The sequence below is a fragment of the Rhodoblastus sp. genome, assembly GCF_052145335.1.
Classification (GTDB): Bacteria; Pseudomonadota; Alphaproteobacteria; order Rhizobiales; family Beijerinckiaceae; genus Rhodoblastus.
The window spans coordinates 1-3,109 of sequence record NZ_JBKQOU010000356.1 but is presented as its reverse complement, the minus strand read 5'-3'; the positions used below and the strand labels follow the sequence as shown (position 1 = coordinate 3,109).

Annotated in this window: 3 protein-coding genes and 1 pseudogene; 3 read left to right on the top strand and 1 reads right to left on the bottom strand. The window is 62.4% G+C overall.

The features are described from left to right. From ACLP2E_RS21365 to ACLP2E_RS21355, 3 genes and pseudogenes are all read left to right on the top strand, one after another. The coding region (locus ACLP2E_RS21365) for an SDR family NAD(P)-dependent oxidoreductase (RefSeq protein ID WP_442467060.1) at window positions 1-598 on the top strand (598 nt) is incomplete at its 5' end. Window positions 599-1,098: 500 nt separating this feature from the next. Further along, a pseudogene (locus ACLP2E_RS21360) lies at window positions 1,099-1,185 on the top strand (hypothetical protein); the annotation flags it as partial. Between the two features lie 2 nt (window positions 1,186-1,187). Further along, entirely contained in the window at window positions 1,188-2,390 is a 1,203-nt protein-coding gene (locus ACLP2E_RS21355; protein WP_442467059.1) for a cytochrome-c peroxidase, read from the top strand. A 6-nt stretch (window positions 2,391-2,396) separates the two neighbouring features. Here ACLP2E_RS21355 and ACLP2E_RS21350 read toward each other — a convergent pair. Continuing rightward, on the bottom strand, window positions 2,397-3,109 hold a 713-nt coding region (locus ACLP2E_RS21350), incomplete at its 5' end, for an NAD(P)-dependent oxidoreductase (protein ID WP_442467058.1).

Here is a 3,109-nt window from a genome sequence, read left to right as displayed (position 1 = left end):
AACTCGACGACATCATCGGAAAAAGATGCGCCGCCCTCGCCAACGAACGCGACGCCATCAAAGGCAGAGCCGGCTTCCATTGGTGGCCCAAAATCGCAAGCCCGAAGTGATCAGCCGGAAACCGTATTACTTCGAAATCAATGTCATGTCCGGCGTTCGTATGTCTCGGGCCTATATGCCCGGCATGTTGAAGCGCAATTGGGGGCGCATCGTTTTTCTTTCCTCCGAATCCGGACTGAATATTCCCGCTGATATGATCCATTACGGCTTCACCAAGACAGCCGTGTTGTCGATTTCGCGCGGACTTGCGAAGCGAGCGTCCGGAAGTCAAGTCACCGTCGACGCGGTGCTTCCTGGGCCTACGTTCACGGAAGGCGTCGAGGCGATGTTGATGGAAATGGTTCGAGCGACGGGCAGAACAATTGGGGAGGTAGGCGAAGACTTCGTGCGGACCCATCGGCCTTCTTCGATCATCGGACGTTTGGCCTCGCCGTCGGAAGTCGCTGATATGGTGGTTTACGTTTGTTCGCCTCTGGCGTCCGCGACAACGGGCGCGGCGCTGCGCGTCGACGGCGGTGTGATTGACACCATCGCGTAATGCAACCTGGGATGAATGACCGGCGCTCTCAACGGTTCTGATGAAGGGACGCCGTCTCGACGGCGTCGATGCGCCATAGCGGAGTTGTCTGTACGCTGAATAACCTCCATTGCCGTCGTGGACGCAATATTGAATCGCGGCGCATGAAGCGTCTCGAGGCTCTTAGGTAAGCGCCATTAGAGGAACGACCTATCGCACGGCGGGCCGACTGGTGTGGATCGGCGCACAATTTTGCACGCCGATTCACTGTATGGGCTTTCGTCGTCGAGCGCTAGATTATTGGCGCGCGCGGTTCCGCGCCGGCTCGCGGAGGATTCGAAATGAAGACACGGCGCGCGCTGTTGTCGATCACGGCGGCCCTGTTCGCCGCCACGCTGGACGCGGATGCGCCGGGCGCGGAGGAGAGCAGCACATTACTCTCGCCTCAGGCGCTGCGGGAAATTGCGCTGGTCGAGGCCGAGATCGACCGCATCGAGGCTCAGGCGATCAAGCGGCTGGCCATGCCACCGGACAATCAGGTCCAGCAAATCGAGCTGCTCGGCAAGTTGATGCTGTATGACAAGCAGCTCTCGGTAAACCGCAACGAGGCATGTACTTTCTGCCACATGCCCGAGACGGGCTTTACGGGTCCCGTGTCGGAGCTGAACCGGACCACCGGCTCCTATCCCGGGTCAGTGCGCACGCGGTTCAGCATCGTAAGCCGCAATCGCACGCCTACGCGCCGCTCTCGCCCGTGTTGCACTACAATCCCGGGCAGGGTGACCTTGTCGGCGCCAATTTCTGGGACATGCGTGCAACCGGCCGCCGGCTGGGCAACCCGGCCGCGGAGCAGGCGCAAGGGCCGCCAACCAACCCGGTGGAAATGGGCCTGCCCGATATCGCCTGCGCCGTTTATCGCGCCTCGCGGCGGCCCTATCGCGTCTTATTCGAAAGCGTGTGGGGACCGCAGGCCTTCGCGATCGCATGGCCTGGCGACGTGGAGCAGACCTGCGCCCGGCCTGGGCCGCCGCCCGCCGGCAAGCCGATGCCGGTCCATCTTGGCCCGATCGATCGCGGCCGGGTCGGCGCCACCTTCGATCAGATGGCGCAATCCATCGCCGGCTATAAGGTCTCCGCCGAGGTGACGCAGTTCACCTCGAAGTTCGATGCGGCGCTCGCTGGCAAGGCGCGGTTCACGGCACAAGAGCAGGCGGGCTACGACCTTTTCCGCGGCAAGGCGCAATGCAACGCCTGTCACCGTGACGGCGGACCGGGCGAGGACCCGCTGTTCACCGACTTCACCGCCAGCAACATTGGAACCCCTGCCAATCCGCGGCTTCCTTACTACGCGGAAAATCGGCCCGACCCACTGGGCTATGTCGCCAATCCGGCAGGGTCATCGTTCGTCGATGGCGGCGTCGGCAATTTTCTCGCCAAGGGGCCTCAACTCAGCCAGCCCTCCACGGTAGATCAGCGGTGGGTTAAGCTGGCGCCAGGCAATCAGGCGCGAAGTCAGGCGCCGACACTGCGCAATGTGGACAAGCGGCCCTATCCGGCCTTCGTGAAGGCCTATACGCACAACGGATATTTCACGAGCCTGAAGGCAATCGTGCACTTTTACAACACGCGCGACGTCCTGCCGCGCTGCCAGTGCCATGACGTCGGTGAAGGTACGACATGCTGGCCGGCGCCGGAGTCGACCAATAACATGAACACGAGCCGAGTTGGGCGGCTGGGCCTGTCGGACGCGGAGGAAGATGCGATCGTTAGCTTCATGCGGACGCTGACCGACGGGTTTATGCCTGACAATTAACAGAGGTCAGGTCAGTTCGACCGAGGCGGCGTCCTCGGCCGCGAGCCGGCCGATGGCCGACCAGTCGAGCGCGCCGCCACCGTGGGCGAGCAGGGTAAGAAAGCGGTCCCGAAGCAGACTTGCGAGCGGCAAGGGCACGCGTAGCTCTTCGGCTGCCGCGAGCACCAATCCGATATCCTTATGGCCGAGAGGCGCCGCGAAACCGGCCGGCTCGAATTTTCCTTCCACGATTAGCGCGCCGTATGTCTTGTAGACGGGGGCGATGAACAGCGTCGAGGTGAGGACTTCGAGATACTGTCGTCGATCGACGCCGCCTTTGCCGATGAGCGCCATGGCCTCGCCAAGTGATTCGATCACCGAAGCGATCAGGAAGTTTCCGCTGAGCTTTACGAGATTGGCGGCCTTCGCCGAAGAGGAGACGACGAACGTTTTCTGCCCCATGGCGTCGAGGAGTGGCGCCGCGGTTTCCACCGCGGCCTTTTCGCCGGCCGCGACGATAAAGAGTTGGCCCGCCGCCGCTACGTCGGGACGTCCGAACACGGGCGCCGCGATGTAATGTTGGCCCGCTTTCGCATGGGCTTTTTCCAGCTTATCGGACAGGGCGACGCTGATGGTGCTCGAGGAGACATGGATCGCGCCCGCCAGCAGGCTGGCGAGGACGCCGCCATCTCCCAGCACGACGCTTTCCACGGCGTCGTCATTGGCTAGCATGGTGATAA